Raw genomic sequence first — 16,133 nt, forward strand, 5'->3', positions numbered from 1 at the left:
AGAGGAGGAGCCTCCGGTCAGATGAGGGAGAGCTCGCGCAGCTTCGCCTCGACGTCGGCATTCGACGGCTCGACGTGGTGCGAGGTGTCCGGGTAGACCACGACGGGGATGTTGGTGCGCCCCGAGATCTCCTTGGCGACATCGGCTGCCGCCGGCTCCGCGACGAGGTCGACGTAGGTGTACTCGATGCCGAGCGAGTCGAGCTGCTTCTTGGTGCGGATGCAGTCGCGGCACCAGTCGGCGCCGAAGAGGGTGATCGTGGATTCTGCGGAGGTCATGCCTCCAGCGTACGTCCGCTCGGCTGAGCGGGCGCCGAGACGGCGATCGTCCCGCATCCGTCCGCGTCACCGGCGTTGCGTAGTAAGGGTAGCCTTACCTATGCTGAAGATATGACCACTGCGTGCGAACACCTCGAGGATCCGGACTGGGAGAACATCGACGGCGTGGTGCTGATCGCGGGCGACTCGACGGACGCCGCCGCCATCGCCGCGATCACCGCACGGCTGCCGTGGGATGCGGAGGGCGTGGTTCTCATCGAGGCCGCGGCGCGCATCCAGTTCCGGCACATCGACGTGCCCGAGGGCATGTCGGTGCGCTGGCTCCTCCGAGGCGACGGCGCGCGACAGCACGCCAAGGGCGAACGACTGGCCAAGGCCGTGCACTCATGGTGCGTCGAGTGGACGTGCGCGGAGCCGCCGCTGCAGTGGACGGTCTGGCTCGGCGCGCACACACCGGCGCACGTCGCACGGATGGCGCGGAGCCTGCTCGGCGTCGCCAACTGAGAGCCGGATCCGCGTGTCAGCGCGTCGCGAGGACGGGCGTGCCACCGACCGTGGCGCCCGCCGAGATCGCGTCGAGCGCGCGCCGCAGCGACGAGCTCGACGTGTGCGCCGTGTACGGGAAGTAGACGACCTCGACACCCACCTCGGCGAAGTCACGCTCGAGGCGCAGGCCCTTGTCCGTGCCGCGCCAGTCGTCTCCCTTGAAGAAGTGCGTGAACCGCACATCGTGCCAGGAGTCCATCTTCGACGGAGTGGTCTCGACGTACACGTCGTCGACGAACGAGATGTGGCGCACGATCTCCGCGCGCTCGGCGGTCGGGATGACGGGCTCGATGCCCTTCACCTGCCGCAGCATCTCATCGCTGACGACACCCGCGACGAGGACGTCGCAGTGCTGCTTGGCGTGACGAAGAAGGTTGAGATGCCCGACGTGAAACAGGTCGAAAGCACCCACGGCATAGCCGATGCGCGTCCCCATGATCTCCCCAGATCAGTAATTCCCCAGAGGCGGATCCCCATCCGCCAGCGACTCCCACAGCCGCACCGGAGCGAGTGTAGCAGGTGCCGGTTTCCTCCCGCACAGGAACCCGTGGAACGATGGATCCCGCAACGCGGGCTCTTCGGTCTGCACAGGGGGAAGGGAAAGGCTCGTGGCGACACCGGTCACGGTCATCGTGCCGACCTACAACGAGCGCGACAACGTCGCAGAACTCGTTGCGCGCACCGCGGTCGCGCTCGCCGCGTACGACGCGGAGATCCTCTTCGTCGACGACAGCGGCGACGACACCGCATCCGAGATCGCCAGGGTCGCGGCGGATGCTCCGCTGCCCGTGCGGGTCATCCACCGTGAGCACAACACCGGTGGTCTCGGTGGGGCGGTGCTGGTCGGGCTCGAGGCCGCGGCCGCCGACCTCTGCATCGTCATGGACGGCGACCTGCAGCATCCGCCCGAGCTCCTGCCCGCCCTGCTCGCCCGTCACGCGGACGGCGATGCCGACGTGGTCGCCGCGTCGCGGTACGTGGGCGGCGGTGACACCAGCGGTCTCGGCACGGCGGTGCGTTTCGGCGTGTCGCGGGCGGCGACCTGGCTGACTCGCGCCATGTTCCCGATCCGTCTCGCCCGCAGCACCGACCCGATGACGGGATTCTTCCTCGTCGATCGGAGCCGACTCGACCTGGCGGCGCTCAAGCCGCAGGGCTTCAAGATCCTCCTCGAGATCCTCGCCCGCACGGATCTGCGCATCGCCGAGGTGCCGATGGAGTTCGGCGAGCGCAGGCACGGCACGTCGAAGGCGAGCCTGCGTCAGGGCGGCACCTTCATCGCCCACCTCGCCCGACTGCGGTTCGGCAAGATGTCGCTGTTCGCCCTGATCGGTGTGATCGGCGCCGTCGCCAACCTGGGCATCATGTGGCTGCTGACCCTGGCCGGGGTCCCCTACATCTGGGCGGCGATCATCGGCGCCGAGGTCACCATCATCGGCAACTTCCTGCTGCAGGAGCGCTTCGTCTTCGCCGACATGCGCACCGACGCCCGCGGCATCGGCGGTCGCTTCGCCGCCTCCTTCGCCTTCAACAACGCCGAGGCCGCTCTGCGCATCCCGGTGATGGCGCTGATGGTCGAGACCTGGCACATCTCCAGCGTGCTCGCGACCGGGCTGTCGCTCATCGTCGCGTTCTTCGCGAGGTTCCTGTTCCACTCCCTGGTCGTCTACGCACCGCGCAGGTCCCGCCCGTCGGATGCCGCCGTCGAGCCGAAGCCCGACACCGCGACGATCCGCATCATCCGCGCGATCGACTCCGAGGCGATTAAGCCGGGCGAGCTGTAGGACTCGCGCACCTCTGCTCGCGTGCAAGGATGTTCGGCGGGGAGGCGAGATGAAACGCAAGGCTCTGGGGGCCGTGATCGCACAGGCCGCGCAGGCCGGCATCGGTCTGCTGCTGCAGATCCTCGTCGCGCGCCTGCTCGGCATCGAGGAGTACGGTCGCTTCGCGATCCTGTACGGAGTGGTCATCGTCGCGACCGCCGTCGTGACCGGTCTCGTCGGCGACTCGCTCGTCGTGCTCGAACGGTCGCAGCGGGCGATCCGCGCCGGGCTCGAGCTGATGCTGCTCATCACCTCAGTGCTGCTCGCGGTCGGGTCCTTCCTCATCGCCTGGCTCACCGGATTCTCCGACGTGCTCGAATCTGCTCTGTTCGCCCTGGCGCTCGCGGCGTTCGCGGTGGAGGAGATCGTGCGCCGCATGCTCATCGCGCACCTGTCGTTCGTGCGCACGGCGCTCACCGACCTGGCGGGCTTCGTCGTCGCGCTCGCCGTCATCCTCACCGTGCATGTCACGGGCACCCTGACGCTCGCCGCCTTCCTCGGCGGCATCGCGGCCGGTCAGGTCGCCGCCGCCTTCATCGGCTGGCGGCTCATGCCCCGCAGCGAACGCCACCTGGTGGGTCTGCGCGGAGCCGACCTCGCCGCCGTCTGGCGCTACGGCATGTGGCGCGGGCTGCAGCAGGTGCTGCGACCGAGCCTGTTCACGGTGCTGCGACTGCTCGTGCTCGCCGGCGCGGGGCTCACCGCCGTCGGTCTGCTCGAGGCCGCGCGCACCTACACGTCGCCGCTGATCCTGGTGATCAGCGGACTGTCGTCGTTCCTCTTCGTGCGCTTCGCCGACCAGCACAAGGCGGGTGCGGGCGGCTCGGTGCGCGAGGCCGATCGCGTCGTGCTGTTCCTGCTGCTGGGCACCGTGCTGATGAGCGTCGCCGCCGTGGTGCTGATCCCCTGGGTGAGCCCGCTCCTGTTCGACGTCCAGGTCGATCCGCTCGCGGTCATCGCCTGGCTCGCGTACGGGATGTCGGTCGCGATCGTCACCCCCTACGGAGCACTCGGCGCGGTGGGAGGGCGGCAGATCGCGGTCTTCGTGATCCGCCTCTCCGACACGATCCTCGCGATCGCCGCCGCCGTCGTGATGATCGCGCTCGGCGCCGAGGCATCGACCCTGCCCTTCGCCCTCGCCGCCGCATCGATGCTCGGCGGTCTCGGTCTGCGCGCGCTCGTGGTCTCGCGCGGCCGCCCCGAGCGCCCTGCCCCGTAACGGTCGCCCCGGCGGCCAGTGATAGGTTTATGCCCTGTCTTCGACTGAGGGGGTTGGCGATGGAAGATGTCCCTTACGGACGGATCCTGCGCGAGGGATGGGTGGTCATCGTCGTGCTCGCCGTGCTCGGTGCGGGCATGGGGTGGCTCGTCACCAAGATGCTCCCCGAGACGTACGCCGCGACGTCGACCCTGCTGCTGCGGGTCGACTCGACCGAGGCCTCGCTCTTCGAACGCAACCAGTTCAGCCTCGCGCGCATCAAGTCCTACCCGCCGCTGGTAGACAGCCCCGAGGTCATCGACGCCGTGCGCGACGATCTCGATCTCGACGAGGACGATTACCCGGATCGCGACATCCGACGGATGCTGTCGGCCGAGAACACGGCCGACACCGTGCTCCTCGTCGTCCGCGCAGACGCCCCGACCGCCGCGCTGGCCACCGACATCGCCAACTCCGCCGCGACGCACCTCTCGGAGCTGATCGGCGAGACCGAGAACGACGAGGACGACTCGCGGTACACCGTGGCGCTCGACCAGGTGCTGCCCGCGGTCGCCCCGCTCGCTCCGATCTCTCCTCAGGTCACGGCCATCACCGGCCTCGGCGGCATCGCGGGCCTCGCCCTCGGTGCGATCGTCGCGGTCTACCGCACCACCACCAACCGCAGGCTGCGCACGATCTCCGACGTGCGCCGCTACTCCGGTCTGCCCGTGATCGGCCAGATCCCGCGGCGCAGCCGCCTGCATCCGGACTCGAACTCGGCCGCGATCGTGGCGTACGAAGAGGCGGCGGGCAACCTCGTCGCCCTCGCCGGCGGCGGCGTGCGCACCCACATCGTGCTGCCCACCTCGGACGGCTCGATCGATGACGACGCGGTCGCCGGGATGCTCGAGGCGCAGCGCCTGATCGGCGCCACCGTCTGCGTGATCGACACCAGGGAGACGCACGTCACCGGGCGCGGCCGCACGCTCAATGAGGTGCTCGACGACGTCTCCATCGACGACGGGGAAGAGGGCGATGCCGTCTTCGTCGCCGCGGACCCCCTCTCGCTCGAGACCCTCGCCGCCGAGATGCCCGTGGCTCTCGCCGTGCTGCACGACCGGTTCGACGTGGTGATCGTGATCTGCGAGCCCGGTGCATCCGCGCTCATCGAGCGTCTGGTCGGACCCGGCGCGGGAGTGATCCTCAACGTGCGCAACAACTCGACGTCGGCGACCGATCTCGTCTCGGTGACCACGCGTCTGCGCGTGATGGGCATCCACCCCGTCGGAGTGGTGATCGTGAATGCGGGAGCGAAGTCGCTCGGGTCCATCGCCGAGTCCTGGCGGATCTCCGACCGTGACCCGGCCATCGCGGGTGCGGGAGACTCGCATGTCCGCTCCGACTGACACCTCGCGAGCGCCGCGGCAGCAGTCCGCGCATCACCCGAGCACGGCGCGCATGGTCGCCGTCGGCGGGCTGTACGCGGTGCTCATCGTGAGTGTGATCCCGTGGCGGAGCGCGACCATCTACAGCGGCGGCATCGATACGGTGGTGATCGCGAAGGCGCTGCTGGCCATGATCGCGCTCGGTGCCACGGTGATGCTCGCCGCGAGGACGCGCGAACGGGTGTCCGTGGGCATCGCGCCCGCCGGGATCATCGCCGTGGCTTTGCTCGTCAGCGCGCTCGGCTCGACCCTCGCGGGCAACGATTCGTCGACCATCGTGCTGGTGGGCAGGATGTTCGTGGTGATGGCGACCATCCTGTTCCTGCTCACGACCGTGCCGTGGGTCACCAGCATCGTGTGCCTGCTCTCGGCCATGGCCGCCGTCGCCCTCGTCGCCGCCGTGACCGGGGTGCCGACGCTCGCCGCCAGCGGGAGGCTGGGCGGGGGCATTCCCGAGATCCATCCGAACGAGCTGGCGGGACTCGTGGGAGCGCCCCTCGTCGGGCTGGTCATTCTGATGCTCCGCGACGGGGTGCGCGCGTGGCGGCTGGTCGCCACCGTCGTGCTGGTGGGGATCGCGGTCGCCACCGGATCGCGCATCGGCCTGCTCGCGATCGCGATCGGCATCGTCGCGGCGGTGCTGGTCAACGGCATCCGCGATCGCAGTGTGCTCTACCTGCTCCTCGGCGCCCTGCCCCTCGGCTACGCCATCGGCTCGTTCACCGACGTCTTCGGCAGCCTGGCCACGCGAGCAGGCTCGAACGACACGTCGACGGCCCTGGATTCGCGCTTCGACGTGTGGCGGGTGGTGCTCGGCTGGGACTGGTCCGAGTGGCAGAAGTGGATCGGGATCGGGCTCTCGGCCAAGGAGATCCCGGTCGACATCAAATGGCGCGACACCCAGGTGCTCGACAGCAGCTGGGTCTCGCTGCTCGCGCAGACCGGCCTGATCGGCACCGCCCTGATCGCCGCGCTCGTCGTGTGGTGCGTCGCGAGCGCTCTGATCTCGGCGCGGCGTCGCTGGCTGCTCACTCCGCTGCTCACCCTGGTGATCGTCCGATCGATCACCGAGAGCGGCCTGGTCGACAGCGCGATGGCGTTCATCCTCTTCTTCACGGTGGCCTCGCTGCTCACCCATCGCTCCCGACATTCGGACGACCCGGACGGTCTGCGTCTCGATCGGGTCGAAGAGCCCCGCTCCCGGCAGACGGCTCTGACCTAGAATGACGGATGTCCGCGTCCTCGACGCAGGGCATCGGCGTGCGGAGGAGGAGACCTGTGGCGCAATCACGCACGGAATCGCAGCGGCGCATGGGCTGGCGCGGCTGGGCCCTGGTCGCGCTGATCGGCGCCCTCCTCGTCGGCGGGATCGTCTGGGGGGTGATCGCCAACGGCGGCTCAGGACAGGCCGGTCCCGGTGCCGGTGCGACCTCCGGGCCGGCCGCGACGCCGACGCCCCAGCCGACCGAGTTCGAGACGCCGACCCCGGGAGCCACCGACACGGTGGCCAAGCCGGATGACGCGGCGGAGGTGCCGCTCGACGAGCCCGCCCCCGCTGTCGAGGGAGTGGTGGCCGAGGTCGTCGCCATCGAGTCCGTCACCGCCGGAGGGGACATCCCCGGAGAACCCAGCGGTCCGGCCGTGCAGGTCACGCTGCGACTCGTGAACGGCTCGGATCAGGCGGTCGACACCGCCGGGGCGAACGTCACCATGACCTATGGCGGCGACGACCGGCTGCCCGCGTCGGGCATCACCGGCGAAGGCACCTCGATCTGGCCGCAGACGATCGCCGCGGGCGGCAGCGCTGACGCCGTGTTCCAGTTTGCCGTTCCCTCTTCTCCCGAGGGGGACGTCCGTGTTATCGTCGATATATTGGCCTCTGCGCCAAACGTCGTCTTCGTCGGACCGCGACCTTAAGTCACCTCTTCCGAACGACGATTCACTGGGGAATTATCGTTCTGTGCCGAAGTAGGGGTCGCGCACGAACGGTCCATCATCTGGGGAGATGAACGATGGGCACTACAGCAATGTCTTGGGGACGCCGCGCACGTGGGGGTTTCGTCGCGATCGCGATGACGCTCGCCGTCGCATTCGGATCGCTGGTCGCGATCGCGCCGGCACAGGCGGACGTGAGTCCGCCGGCAGGCGAGGCGAAGACGGTCACCGCCGATTCGCTGCCGACCGTGCAGATCAACGGCATCGTCTGGGATCAGGCCGTCGTCGGCAACGTGGTCTACGCGGCAGGCAAGTTCACCAGCGCCCGCCCCGCAGGGGCCGCCGCCGGCACGAACGAGACGCCGCGGTCGAACCTCCTCGCCTACGACATCCGCACCGGTGTGCTGATCACGTCGTTCGCGCCCTCGATCAACGGGCAGGTGCGCCAGATCGAGGCGTCGCCCGACGGCACACGCCTGTACATCGTCGGCGACTTCACGACCGTGAACAGCCAGACGCGCAACCGCGTCGCCGCGTTCGATCTTCCGAGCGGAACGCTCTCGACGTTCAACCCGAACTCCAACGGCGTCACGTCGGGCGTCGCCGCGACGAACGACGCCGTGTACATCACCGGCACATTCGGACGTATCTCAGGCAACGACCGCTCGGGTGCGGCGGCCTTCACCCGCAGCGGATCGCTGCTGCCCTGGGCGCCGGTCCTCGAGCAGCGTCAGGGCAAGGTCGTCACGGTCTCTCCCGCGGGCGACAAGGTCGTGCTCGGCGGGAACTTCCAGACGGTCAACGGCAGCTCCAACCCCGGATACGGCCTGGCGATGGTGTCGGCATCCGACGCCACGCTGCTGCCCTTCGCGGCGAACAACGTCGTGCGCAACGCAGGACTCGACGCCGCCATCCTCTCGCTCAAGTCCAGCGGCGACGACATCTACGGCACCGGATACGTCTTCGGCAACGGCGGCAACCTCGAGGGGTCCTTCCGCGCCTCCTGGGCCAGCGGCGACCTCGTGTGGGTCAACGACTGCCACGGCGACACCTACGACGTCCAGCCCATGGGTGACACGGTCTACGCGGCCGGCCACTCGCACTACTGCGGCAGCCTCGAAGACGGCTTCCCGCAGAGCGACCCCTGGTCGTTCTACCGTGGCATCGCCGTGTCGAAGGACGTCGCGCGCACCACGCCGTACGGCCTGAACCTCGGATACCACGAGTTCGGCGGAAACCCCGCCCCCAAGCTGCTGCACTGGTTCCCCTCGTTCAACGCCGGCAACGTCAGCGGCGCATCGCAGGGACCGTGGTCGGTGAGCTCGAACAGCGAGTACCTCGTCTACGGCGGCGAGTTCACCCGCGTCAACTTCACCGGACAGCAGGGCCTCGCCCGCTTCGCGGTGACCGAGAAGTCCACGAACGCCCAGGGCCCGACCCTGTGGAACACGGCATGGCCGGCCTCGGCGCTGGCGCTCACCGGCGGATCGATCCGCGTGAGCTGGCCCCTCAACTTCGACCGCGACAGCGAGTTCCTCAAGTACGAGGTGCTGCGCGACAACGTGGTCGTCAAGACCTTCGAGAACGTGCGGTCGAAGTCGGCCGACTGGGGACTGCCCCCGATGGCCTTCGTCGACACCACCGTCACGAACGGCACGAGCTACACCTACCGGGTCAGAGCCACGGACAACGAGGGACATTCGATCCTCGGTGGAACCGCGACCGTGACGGCCACGGGCTCCGCGGCTCCGAGCGCCTACCGCACCGCGGTCCTCGACGACGCGCCGCTGAACTACTGGCCGCTCGACGACTCCTCGGCCACGCTCTCGTACGACTGGGCCGGAGCATCCGACCTCGCCGTGCGCAGCGGCGTGACCCGCGGCACCTCGGGCGCGATGCTGTCCGACACCCGACCGGCCTCGTCGTTCGACGGCTCGGGTGAGGGCTTCGCCTCGACCACCACGGCGATCGCCGGTCCGAACACCTTCGGCCTCGAGGCCTGGTTCAAGACCACGGCGACCGACGGCGGCAAGATCGTCGGCTTCGGCAGCAGCTCCACCGGCACGTCCGGCAGCTATGACCGTCACGTCTACATGGAACCGGGTGGACGGGTCACCTTCGGCGTGTACCCCGGATCGTCGCAGACGATCAGCTCGGCGGAGTCCTTCAACGACGGTCAGTGGCACTACATGTCCGCGGGCCTCAGCGACGGCGGCATGGTGCTGTACATCGACGGCGTCCGCGTGGCGCAGCGCACCGACGTCACGTCGGGACAGGCCTACAACGGATACTGGCGCGTCGGCGGCGACACCTCCTGGGCGGGTGCGGCCTTCTTCCCCGGTCAGATCGACGATGTCGCCGTCTACGGCGCTCCGTTGACCCGTGAGCAGGTCGCGTCGCACTTCACGGCATCCGGTCGCGAGCTCGAGGGCGCGACCGCGCCCGCCGACGCGTACGGTGCAGCCGTCTACGGCTCCGACCCCGCACTGTACTGGCGACTCGGCGAGTCGACCGGCACCGTCGCGGCGGACGCCTCGGGCTACAACCAGAAGGGCAACTACGTCGGCGGCGTGAGCAAGGGTGCGCCGGGCGCACTCGCCGATGTCGCCAACACCTCGGCGTCGTTCGAGGGCGGCCAGGTCATCAGCCGGAACGCCTTCACCAACCCGCGGTCGTACTCGCTGGAGGCCTGGTTCAAGACGGGCACCACCACCGGCGGCAAGATCATCGGCTTCGGCAACAGCCCGGACGGCAACTCCTCGGGCTACGACCGTCACGTCTACATGACGCCGGACGGCAAGCTGATCTACGGTGTCTGGGTCGGGTTCGCCGAGACCCTGCAGACCTCCGCGTCGTACAACGACAACCAGTGGCATCAGGTCGTCGCCACACAGGGCGCGACCGGCATGCGGCTCTACGTCGACGGCGTGGAGCAGGGATCCAACGGTCAGACCGGCGCCCAGGACTACACCGGGTACTGGCACGTCGGCGGCGACGTCACCTGGGGCCCCGGCGACTGGGAGTTCGACGGATCGATCGACGAGGTCGCGGTCTACCTCTCGCCGCTCGCGGCGGGGACCGTCGCCCAGCACTACGCGCTGGGCACCACGGGCGCACCCGCGAACGTCGTGCCGACGGCCAGCTTCACCTCGGCGGTGACGAAGCTCGGCCTGTCGGTCGATGCCTCGGCCTCGACCGACACCGACGGCACGATCGCCGGCTACAGCTGGAACTGGGGCGACGGATCGCCTGACGGCACGGGCGCCACGGCGACCCACACCTACGCGGTGGCCGGGTCGTACACGGTGACCCTGACCGTCACCGACGACAAGGGCGCGACGGACACCGAGTCCACGATCGTCCAGGCCGTGGCCAACCAGGCTCCCGTCTCGTCGTTCACCTCGGCGGTCAGCGACCTCAAGGTCGACGTCGACGCCGGCGCCTCTCAGGACTCCGACGGCACCGTCGCCGGGTACTCCTGGAACTGGGGCGACGCGAGCCCCGCAGGCTCCGGCACGGTGGCATCGCACACCTACGCCGCCGCCGGCACGTACACGGTCACCCTCACGGTGACCGATGACGAGGGAGCCACTTCGCAGACGACCGCGTCCGTCACCGTCACGGCACCCGTGGGAGCGACCACGTACGCCTCCGATTCGTTCAACCGCACGGCGGCGAGCGGACTGGGCACCGCCGACACCGGTGGTGCATGGACTCTGTCGAACACGGCATCCAACTACCTGGTCAGCGGCGCCTACGCCGCCTTCCAGCAGCCCGCCGGAGGAGCCCAGAGGTACGCGTACCTGACCGGCGTCTCGTCGACGGACACCGCGGTCGACGTCGATGTGGTCCTGCCGCAGCGGCCGACCGGCGGCAGCGCCTACTACACCGCCTCGGCCCGCAGGGTCGGCACGGAGGACTACAAGTCGCGGATCATCGTCTCGGCCACCGGCGGCGTGCAGCTGCAGCTGCAGCGCACGGGAACGGTGCTGACGAACGTGGCCACCGGCCTCACCGTGAACGCGGGCGATGCGCTGCACCTGCGCACCGAGGCCACCGGCACCTCGCCGACGACTGTACGGGCGAAGGTGTGGAAGGTCGGCACGACCGAGCCCACCACCTGGACCTCGACCACGACGGACTCCACCGCGGGACTGCAGTCGGCCGGACACGTCGGAATCGGCGTCTACCTGGGCGGCTCCGTGACCAACGTGCCGTTCCAGACCAGGTTCGACAACTTCTGGGCAGGATCGACGGCGGGTGGCCCGACGCCTCCCGCGAACCAGGCACCGGTCGCGGCGTTCACCAGCGCGGTGAGCGGCCTGGCGGCCACGGTCGACGGCTCGACGTCGACCGACGCCGACGGCACGATCGCCTCGTACGCCTGGGAGTTCGGCGACGGCGGCACCGCGACCGGAGCGAAGCCGGCAGCGCACACGTACGCCGCCGCGGGCACCTACCAGGTGAAGCTGACCGTGACGGACGACAAGGGCGCGACGGCCACGGTGACCAACCCGGTCACGGTGACGGCTGCTCCGACCAACCAGAACCCGGTCGCCTCGTTCACCGCCACCCCGACCGCCCTCACGGTGGCGCTCGACGCCTCCGCATCCACAGATCCGGACGGCACGATCGCCTCGTACGCCTGGAACTTCGGTGACGGCGCGACGGGCACCGGGGTCACCGCCTCGCACCCGTACGCTGCGGCGGGCACCTATACGGTGACCCTCACCGTCACCGACAACGCCGGCGCGGTGAACGTCTCGACCAAGGCGGTCACGGTGGTGGCTGCGGCGGCCGCCGGGTTCGCCGCCGACGACTTCGGTCGTGCCAACGGCACGCTGGGGACGGCGCAGACGGGCGGCGTGTGGACGCAGACCAGCGGTGTCGCGAACGTGTCGATCGACAACGGCGCGGCGAAGTTCACGACGCAGGCCGCGGGGCAGACCCGCACCGCGACGCTGAACTCCGCCACCTCGACCAACACGGACATGACGTTCACGGTGAGTGCTCCGGCTCTGCCCACGGGCGCCCGCGTCTACGTCACGGCTCTCGCGAGAGTCGTCGGCTCGGACGACTACCGCGCCCGGTGGCTCATCGCCGCAGACGGATCGGTGCAGGCGCAGCTCGCCCGCGGCGGTACGGCGCTGGTGTCGCAGAACCTGACCGGGTTCACCTTCGTCCCCGGGACGGTATATAACGTGCGAGTGCAGGCATTCGGCACCGGGACGACGACGGTCCAGAGTAAGATCTGGGCGGCGGGATCGCCGGAACCGGCCACCTGGCAGGTCTCCACGACCGATTCCACCGCAGCGCTGCAGAGTGCAGGCTACGTCGGACTGTCGACCTACGCGGGATCCGGTTTCACCAGCGTCCCGTACACCGTCACCTTCGACAACTTCATCGCACGAGGAGTGACCCCCTGAGTTTCTCAGACGCCTACCGGAGCCTGGCCGCCGCACAGAAGGGCCGGGCCCGTGGGGCCCCCGCGTACTCGGTCTTCGTCAACCGTCCCGTGGGGCGTGTGATCGCGGCCGCGGCGTACACGGTCGGGCTCACGCCCAATCAGGTCTCGTTGATCAGCGCGGCGTTCACCTTCACCGGGATCGTCCTGCTGGCCACGGTCCCGCCGTCGATCGTCCTGGGTGTCGTGGTGTGGCTGCTGCTCGCGATCGGCTACGCCTGGGACAGCGCCGACGGACAGGTGGCTCGGCTGCGCGGCGGGGGCTCTCTCGCGGGGGAGTGGCTCGATCACGTGCTGGATTCCACGAAGCTCGTGGCTCTGCCGATCGCCGTGGCCATCGGCTGGTACCGGTTCTTCCCGTTGACCTCCGAGCTCTGGCTGCTGGTTCCGCTGGGGTTCGCGGTGGTCTCGACCGTGACCTTCTTCGGGATGATCCTCAACGATCTGCTCCGCGGCAAGCGAGGTGTCCCGCAGGCGGCGGAGTCGGGTGGCTTCTCGCTCGTCAGGTCGCTGCTCGGACTGCCCACGGACTACGGCGTCCTCTGCGTCGCCTTCGTGTTCTGGGGATGGGCGCCGGGGTTCGTGGTGGTCTACAGCCTGCTCGCCCTCGCTGCGCTCCTGTATCTGGCGGCGGCGCTCGCGGTGTGGTTCCGCAAGATGTCCGCGCTCGGCTGACGGAGTCGGGCTCTTCTCTTCGCGGACTGGGTTGCTCTCAGTTGATGCACAGGTATCATTCAGGGCATATCTTTATAGTCCGCCGTATCATCCGCCACCGACGTCGGATGTCTGCGCTGCTACACCCGACCCTTGCAGTGAAGAGAAGCACATCGGAGCTCCCCCATGCGTTCACGTACCCTCCCGCTCGTCGCATCGCTGTCCGCACTCCTTCTGTCCGTCGCGACCGTGTCCCCCGTCGCGGCCGCTGAGCCGGCCGACGTCGTCCTCCTGCAGGACGCCATGAGTCGTACGGTCGTCAAGGGCCTCGGCGCCGCGGCGACCGGCACCACGTACGAGGTGTCCAGCACGGCATCCTTCTCGGTCGCCAATGGCAGGGCAAAGATCGGAGCGGTGGCGGCCGGCGCCACAGCGACGGCCCGCCCGGTCGGGATCACGGCCGCGGATTCCACGCAATCGACGGTCTTCACGCTGCCGCAGCTGCCCAAGTCGGGTGCCGGCGTCTATCTCAGTCTGCAGTCGCGAGTGACCACCGGCGGCTTCTATCAGACGCAGCTCCGCATCGATCCGAAGGGCGTCGTGCTGCTCGAGACGCAGCGCGTCAACGCGGGCGTGCAGACGACGCTCGGGCACACCACCGTGCCGGAGCTGCGCGTCAAGGCGGGCATGCCGTTCGTGCTCGAGACCCGGCTCTCGGGGTCGACGGCCGTCGCCGTCGATGCGCGCGTGAGTGCGGTCGGCGCGAAACCCACCACCTGGAAGCTCTCCGTCACGGATCGCTCTGCGAAGCGCCTCACCGCCAGCGGGCGGATGGGGGTTCGCGTCTACGTGTCGCGAAGCACGCCGACCCTCACGACGCTGTTCGACGATCTGCGGGTGACGACGAAGAAGGCGACGACGCCGACGCCTCCGACCAACCCCACCAACCCGACCAACCCGACCAACCCGACACCGCCGAAACCGCCGACTAACCCGACTCCGCCGACTCCGCCGACGACTCCCGCCGGCAACGCTCCGGCGTGGAACGTGACGGGCGCGCGAACCGGAGCGGGATCCGCGGCGGTGGGCACGACGACGTACCCCGTGCCCGCGGGCGCGCTGTTCGTGAGCCCGACCGGCAAGTCCACCGGCACCGGTACATCGGCGGCGCCGTTCGCGTCGGTGCAGGCGGCGGTCGACCGGGCCGCCTCCGGAGCGACGCTCGTCCTGCGGGCTGGCTCGTATGCCGAGTCGGTGGTGGTCCCCTCCGGCAAGAAGATCACGATCCAGTCGTACCCCGGTGAGGCCGTCTGGTTCGACGGCGCCACGACGCTGAAGAACTGGCAGTCCTCCGGTGGTCGCTGGTTCAGCGCCGACTGGAAGTATGACTTCGATTCGACGCCGTCCTTCACCCGGGGCGAGTCCGACGGCACCGCCGCCGGGTGGAAGTGGCTGAACCCGGCGTACCCGATGGCCGCCCACCCCGAGCAGGTGTGGATCGACGGCGTCGCCCAGGCCGAGGTCGCGTCGCTCGCAGCGCTCAAGGCCGGCACGTTCTTCACCGATGTCGCAGCCGACCGACTGTACCTCGGCAGCGATCCGACCGGTCGCACGGTACGCACCTCCACCCTCACGAAGGCGCTGTCGTTGCGCGGCGAGGGTGCGGTCGTGCGCGGGATCGGCGTGCGCAACTACGCGACGTCGGTCTGGATGATGGGTGCGGTCACCGTGGAAGCGCCGCGGGCGACCCTCGAGAACGTCGTCATCTACGACACCGCGACGACCGGGCTCTTCGTGGGTGCCGCGAACGCGACGATCCGTGATGTCACCCTGGCGCGGAACGGCCTCATGGGTCTCGGAGCGAACTACGCCGACGCTCTCGTCATCGACGATCTGCTCTCCCTCGAGAACAATGCGGAGCACTTCAACACCGCACCCGTCTCGGGGGGCGTGAAGATCACGAAGTCGCGTGGCGTCACCGTCACTGATTCCGCCATGCTCCGCAACGACGGACCGGGACTCTGGCTCGACCAGTCGGTGTACGACGTGCGGATCGCGGGTTCCGACTTCGTGGAGAACAGGGGAGCGGGAGCGTTCCTCGAGCTCTCGAACAAGATCGACTTCGTGAACAACCTGGTGCTGCGCAACGTCGGCAACGGCGTCAAGATCAACAACACCGGCGCTGTGAACCTCTGGAACAACACGATCATCGGCGGCGATCGCGCGGTCAACATCGTGCAGGACAGCCGCAGCTCGACGGATGCGGCGGTGCCGGGTCACAACTCGCGACGTCCGTTCCCGGACGCGACGATGCCCTGGCTCATCCGCGACATCTCGATCGGCAACAATGTGATCGGCGAGAGCTCGGGCAACTGCACGGTGTGCATCGAGGACTATACCCACCGGTACACCCCCGCCGAGCTCAGGATCAGCTCGGACGGCAACGTGATCCAGCGCAACAGCGCCAGCGCACCGACCTGGTTCGTCGTGTGGTCGCGCGGCACCGCCAACGTGGACCCCTATGTGTTCACCACCTGGCAGAGCTACCGCTCCACGACCGGACAGGATGCGAACTCGACGGCCGTCGAGGGGCGACCGGTCACCGACCCCTCCGGGCGACTGCTCGCGGGAGTCACGGCGGCGACCCGTGGTCTTCCGGGCATCGTCGCGAGCATCCTCGGATCTTCGACGCCGACGATCGGGGCGCGGTTCCCCTGATCCACGCCCGCACCGGGCGCTCCTAGATCGTTGGTCGGCTCGTCGAGGAGCAGCAGGTTGCCACCCTCCTTG

The 16,133-nt window shown here is 69.0% G+C and carries 11 protein-coding genes; 9 read left to right on the top strand and 2 right to left on the bottom strand.

Going from position 1 to position 16,133, the window contains the following annotated elements:
* Positions 1 to 17 precede the first annotated feature (17 nt).
* Positions 18 to 278 (bottom strand): glutaredoxin family protein, encoded by a 261-nt coding sequence (locus tag ABTZ43_RS10700; protein ID WP_056418942.1) that lies wholly within the window; start codon positions 276 to 278, stop codon positions 18 to 20.
* A gap of 111 nt (positions 279 to 389) precedes the next feature.
* Here ABTZ43_RS10700 and ABTZ43_RS10705 point away from each other — a divergent pair, with 111 nt between their 5' ends.
* The gene (locus tag ABTZ43_RS10705) at positions 390 to 782 is read left to right on the top strand and encodes an SIP domain-containing protein (protein ID WP_350538773.1); all 393 of its coding nucleotides are present in this window, start codon (positions 390 to 392) and stop codon (positions 780 to 782) included.
* Positions 783 to 798: 16 nt separating this feature from the next.
* Here the strand turns inward: ABTZ43_RS10705 and ABTZ43_RS10710 are convergent, their stop codons facing one another.
* Positions 799 to 1,260: an FAD synthase family protein gene (locus ABTZ43_RS10710; RefSeq protein ID WP_149423955.1), complete on the bottom strand. Its 462-nt coding sequence runs from the start codon at positions 1,258 to 1,260 to the stop codon at positions 799 to 801.
* Positions 1,261 to 1,432: 172 nt separating this feature from the next.
* Here ABTZ43_RS10710 and ABTZ43_RS10715 point away from each other — a divergent pair, with 172 nt between their 5' ends.
* The 8 genes from ABTZ43_RS10715 (at position 1,433) to ABTZ43_RS10750 (ending at position 16,061) form a co-directional block, all read left to right on the top strand.
* Positions 1,433 to 2,608, top strand: coding sequence for a glycosyltransferase (locus ABTZ43_RS10715; protein ID WP_350538774.1), 1,176 nt, complete (start codon positions 1,433 to 1,435; stop codon positions 2,606 to 2,608).
* A 49-nt stretch (positions 2,609 to 2,657) separates the two neighbouring features.
* Positions 2,658 to 3,866: a lipopolysaccharide biosynthesis protein gene (locus tag ABTZ43_RS10720; protein WP_350538775.1), complete on the top strand. Its 1,209-nt coding sequence runs from the start codon at positions 2,658 to 2,660 to the stop codon at positions 3,864 to 3,866.
* A gap of 59 nt (positions 3,867 to 3,925) precedes the next feature.
* The gene (locus tag ABTZ43_RS10725) at positions 3,926 to 5,251 is read left to right on the top strand and encodes a hypothetical protein (RefSeq protein ID WP_350538776.1); all 1,326 of its coding nucleotides are present in this window, start codon (positions 3,926 to 3,928) and stop codon (positions 5,249 to 5,251) included.
* Entirely contained in the window at positions 5,235 to 6,512 is a 1,278-nt protein-coding gene (locus tag ABTZ43_RS10730) for an O-antigen ligase family protein (RefSeq protein WP_056413240.1), read from the top strand. The genes ABTZ43_RS10725 and ABTZ43_RS10730 overlap by 17 nt, the downstream gene beginning before the upstream one ends.
* 56 nt (positions 6,513 to 6,568) lie before the next feature.
* The gene (locus ABTZ43_RS10735) at positions 6,569 to 7,207 is read left to right on the top strand and encodes a hypothetical protein (protein WP_350538777.1); all 639 of its coding nucleotides are present in this window, start codon (positions 6,569 to 6,571) and stop codon (positions 7,205 to 7,207) included.
* Positions 7,208 to 7,362: 155 nt separating this feature from the next.
* Positions 7,363 to 12,651, top strand: a complete 5,289-nt coding sequence (locus tag ABTZ43_RS10740; protein ID WP_350538778.1) for a PKD domain-containing protein — start codon at positions 7,363 to 7,365, stop codon at positions 12,649 to 12,651.
* A gap of 98 nt (positions 12,652 to 12,749) precedes the next feature.
* Positions 12,750 to 13,364: a CDP-alcohol phosphatidyltransferase family protein gene (locus tag ABTZ43_RS10745; RefSeq protein WP_314093811.1), complete on the top strand. Its 615-nt coding sequence runs from the start codon at positions 12,750 to 12,752 to the stop codon at positions 13,362 to 13,364.
* 165 nt (positions 13,365 to 13,529) lie between these two features.
* On the top strand, positions 13,530 to 16,061 hold the full coding sequence (locus ABTZ43_RS10750) for a right-handed parallel beta-helix repeat-containing protein (protein ID WP_350538779.1): 2,532 nt from the start codon (positions 13,530 to 13,532) through the stop codon (positions 16,059 to 16,061).
* The last annotated feature ends 72 nt before the right edge of the window (positions 16,062 to 16,133 follow it).

This window comes from Microbacterium sp. NPDC097977, from assembly GCF_040302605.1.
In the GTDB taxonomy this organism is placed as follows: domain Bacteria; phylum Actinomycetota; class Actinomycetes; order Actinomycetales; family Microbacteriaceae; genus Microbacterium.

Bases quoted from the DNA above. Each gene is read 5' to 3' on its own strand.
- ABTZ43_RS10720 (WP_350538775.1), top strand. From the start codon at position 2,658: ATGAAACGCAAGGCTCTGGGGGCCGTGATCGCACAGGCCGCGCAGGCC.
- ABTZ43_RS10730 (WP_056413240.1), top strand. From the start codon at position 5,235: ATGTCCGCTCCGACTGACACCTCGCGAGCGCCGCGGCAGCAGTCCGCG.
- ABTZ43_RS10700 (WP_056418942.1), bottom strand. From the start codon at position 278: ATGACCTCCGCAGAATCCACGATCACCCTCTTCGGCGCCGACTGGTGC.
- ABTZ43_RS10725 (WP_350538776.1), top strand. From the start codon at position 3,926: ATGGAAGATGTCCCTTACGGACGGATCCTGCGCGAGGGATGGGTGGTC.
- ABTZ43_RS10750 (WP_350538779.1), top strand. From the start codon at position 13,530: ATGCGTTCACGTACCCTCCCGCTCGTCGCATCGCTGTCCGCACTCCTT.
- ABTZ43_RS10705 (WP_350538773.1), top strand. From the start codon at position 390: ATGACCACTGCGTGCGAACACCTCGAGGATCCGGACTGGGAGAACATC.
- ABTZ43_RS10710 (WP_149423955.1), bottom strand. From the start codon at position 1,260: ATGGGGACGCGCATCGGCTATGCCGTGGGTGCTTTCGACCTGTTTCAC.
- ABTZ43_RS10740 (WP_350538778.1), top strand. From the start codon at position 7,363: ATGACGCTCGCCGTCGCATTCGGATCGCTGGTCGCGATCGCGCCGGCA.